3 protein-coding genes are annotated in these 3,013 nt (G+C 66.5%); 2 read left to right on the top strand and 1 reads right to left on the bottom strand.

What is annotated here, in order from left to right:
• On the bottom strand, window positions 1-603 hold a 603-nt coding region (locus Y705_RS18995), incomplete at its 3' end, for a demethylmenaquinone methyltransferase (protein WP_155850020.1).
• Between the two features lie 112 nt (window positions 604-715).
• On the opposite strand from Y705_RS18995, the gene Y705_RS0110075 reads away from it, so the two are divergent.
• The gene (locus tag Y705_RS0110075; RefSeq protein WP_049822576.1) at window positions 716-2,056 is read left to right on the top strand and encodes an isochorismate synthase; all 1,341 of its coding nucleotides are present in this window, start codon (window positions 716-718) and stop codon (window positions 2,054-2,056) included.
• A gap of 135 nt (window positions 2,057-2,191) precedes the next feature.
• Entirely contained in the window at window positions 2,192-2,974 is a 783-nt protein-coding gene (locus Y705_RS0110070) for a transporter substrate-binding domain-containing protein (RefSeq protein WP_173401073.1), read from the top strand.
• Window positions 2,975-3,013: the final 39 nt, after the last annotated feature.

Below are 3,013 nucleotides of genomic sequence, written 5' to 3'. Positions count from 1 at the left end.
CGCAAGCTCGTCCTGGTTTGGCCAGGCCCGGATGGACTCGGCGAGATAGACGTACGCCTCAGGGTTGGAGCTGACCTTCGTGGCAATCGCGGGGAGGGCACGCATCAGGTACTCGGTATACAGGGTGCGCCACAGCGCGACAGTGGGCTGCGAGAACTCGGCGATCACCAGTGTCCCCCCGGGCTTGGTGACGCGCAGCATCTCCGCTAGGGCCTTGAGCGGCTCGTGAACGTTGCGCAGCCCGAAGGAGATGGTGCTCGCGTCGAAGGAATCATCGGCGAAAGGGAGGTTCGTCGCATCGCCGGCCACGAAATTGATGTCCGGCCGACGGCGCTTCCCCACCGTAAGCATCCCGAGGGAGAAATCACACGCGACGACGTCGATCCCGGCGTCCGCATACGGTTCGCTCGAGGTGCCGGTGCCGGCGGCGAGATCGAGGACGCGCTGCCCCGGCCTGGCGCCCACGGCATCGACGACGATCCGGCGCCAGCGGTGCGCCTGGCCCATGGACAGGACGTCGTTGACGATGTCGTACTTCGGTGCCACATCGTCGAACATGGCCGCTACTTCATCCGGACGCTTCTCAAGGGATGCACGTTTCACCTGCCCATTGTCTCAAACAAATACCCGCCGCCCGACCGCTGGAGGGGCCCCTGGCCAGCGCCGATCGACGCCGCATCGGGCTCCTCCCCCGCCGGAGTAGGCTTGAGGCACCATGAGCAATCCGTCCCTGACTGCGCCCGCGCCCGCCCGCGGGCGGACCGGCGGACTCCGAAGCATCACCCTGTCGAGGGGCCCGATCGAACCGGATACCGGGCTGCTCGACTATCTGGCACGCAACGACGCCCACACGTGGATGCGACGGGGCGGCGGCTTCGTCGCCTACGGTGAGAGCGCACGGTTCACCGCCACGGGGCCGGGCCGTTTCGCAGAGGCGCAGGACTGGTGGCGCGACCAGCTGGCGACTGCCGACGTCGACAATCCACTCCGGCAGCCAGGTACTGGGCTCATCGCCTTCGGATCCTTCGCGTTCTCGAAGACCTCGACGTACGAGTCCCGGCTGATCGTGCCGGAGATCGTGGTGGGCTGCTCCGACGGCCAGAGCTGGCTCACCTACATCACCGGCGACGCCGGCGCGGAGGTGACCCCTGAAGCGGCGGAAGCGGTGCTCGCGACGTACCTCGATGATGTCGCACCCGAGCGCGCTCCCCACAGCGGGGACCAGCTGGCCCCGGGGATCCTCAGTGAGGATGAGTATCTGGTGGCGGTCGCCGAGGGTGTTCGGCACGTCCAGGCCGGCGGGCTGAGCAAACTGGTCCTCGCCCGTGACATCGTCGCCCGACTCGGCGCCCCCATCGGCACGGCGCAGGTGCTCCGTGAGCTGGCCGTCCGCTATGAGGACTGCTGGACCTACTCCGTGGACGGGCTCATCGGCTCCACGCCCGAGATGCTCATCAAGGTCGAGAACAACACCGCCCGGGCCAGGGTGCTGGCCGGCACCCTCGACCGGGCGAACGCGCCGGCCGGCGACCCGGACTACCCGCAGCGCGTCCTGGCCGGCTCCGGGAAGCAGCTGCACGAACACTCGATCGCCATCGATTCGCTCACGCGCCAGCTCGAGCCCTTCACCAGCTCCATGACCTCGCACAGCGAGCCGTTCGTCCTCCAGCTGCCAAATGTCTGGCATCTTGCCTCGGATGTCACAGCGCAGCTGACCCCCGACGGCGGAGGGCGGGTGCCGACGTCGCTGGCGCTGGTCGAGGCCCTCCATCCCACCGCGGCGGTGTGCGGCACGCCCACTACGGTGGCGGGCGCCCTCATCCGGGAGCTCGAGCACCTCGAGCGCGGACCCTATGCGGGACCGGTGGGATGGATGGACGCCGAGGGCAACGGCGAGTGGGGCATCGCACTGCGCGGTGCGGTGGTGGAAACCCCTACGCGGATACGCCTCTATGCGGGTTGCGGGATCGTGGAGGGATCACAGCCTGAAGCGGAGCTGGCCGAAACCTGGAGCAAGTTCCGTCCGATGATCCAGGCTCTCGGTCTGACCAGCTGACCAGCCGACCAGGCCCGGGGTTGGTTACCAATAGGCAATGCCTGTAGCCTGTGATGCACATCTCAAATCGCAGTAGAATCATTCAGGCTCGCGTATGCCCCCTATTTCCGCCCTCCCGTCCGATCGAGGTATCCCATGATTTTCAAGAGAAATGCACTCCTGGCCGTGCTGGCCACCGGAACCCTGGCACTGACCGCCTGCGGCGGCTCCGACGAGCCCGCCGCGGAAGGCGGGCTGAACCTCGTGTCGGAGGGCAACCTAACCGTCTGCTCCGATATCCCCTTCCCTCCCTTCGAGTTCGAGGAGAACGGTGAGTACACCGGCTTCGATATCGACCTCATGAGGGAGATCGCCACGGGCATGGACCTCGAACTCGTCGTCCAGGATGTCGGATTCGACGGCCTCCAGAGTGGTGCGACCATCGCCGCCGGACAGTGCGACATCGGCGCGAGCGCCATGACCATCACCGAGGAGCGCCAGGCCAACCTCGCCTTCTCGGATCCGTACTACGACTCGCTGCAGTCACTGCTGGTTCCCGCCGACTCCGATGTCACCGGCATTGACGACCTCGCCGGAAAGTCGGTGGGCGTCCAGCAGGGCACCACCGGAGAGACCTACACGCGTGAGAACGTACCCGCCGACACCGAGGTGGTCGCTTTCCCGAGTGACGCCGAGATGTACGCGGCCGTCCAGGCAGGCAACGTCGACGCCCTCCTCCAAGACCTGCCCGTCAACCTCGGACACACCGAGGACGGGGCCTTCACCATCGCCGAGAAATACGAAACCGATGAGAAGTACGGCTTCGCGATGGCCAAGGAGGGCAGCGAAGAGCTGGTCGCCGCCGTCAACGAGCAGCTGACAGCGATCCGTGACAGCGGCAAGTACCAGGAAATCTACGACACCTACTTCACGGAGTAACCAACAGCTCAGGCCCTGCGGCTGCCGGCGCGTGGAACA

It is taken from the genome of Arthrobacter sp. H41, from assembly GCF_000520535.1.
Taxonomy (GTDB): domain Bacteria; phylum Actinomycetota; class Actinomycetes; order Actinomycetales; family Micrococcaceae; genus Arthrobacter_D.
The sequence above is the reverse complement of the archived record's forward strand: the minus strand, read 5'-3'. Positions and strand labels throughout refer to the sequence as shown.

Coding starts and splice junctions, on each gene's coding strand:
- Y705_RS0110075 (WP_049822576.1), top strand. CDS start 716: ATGAGCAATCCGTCCCTGACTGCGCCCGCGCCCGCCCGCGGGCGGACC.
- Y705_RS0110070 (WP_173401073.1), top strand. CDS start 2,192: ATGATTTTCAAGAGAAATGCACTCCTGGCCGTGCTGGCCACCGGAACC.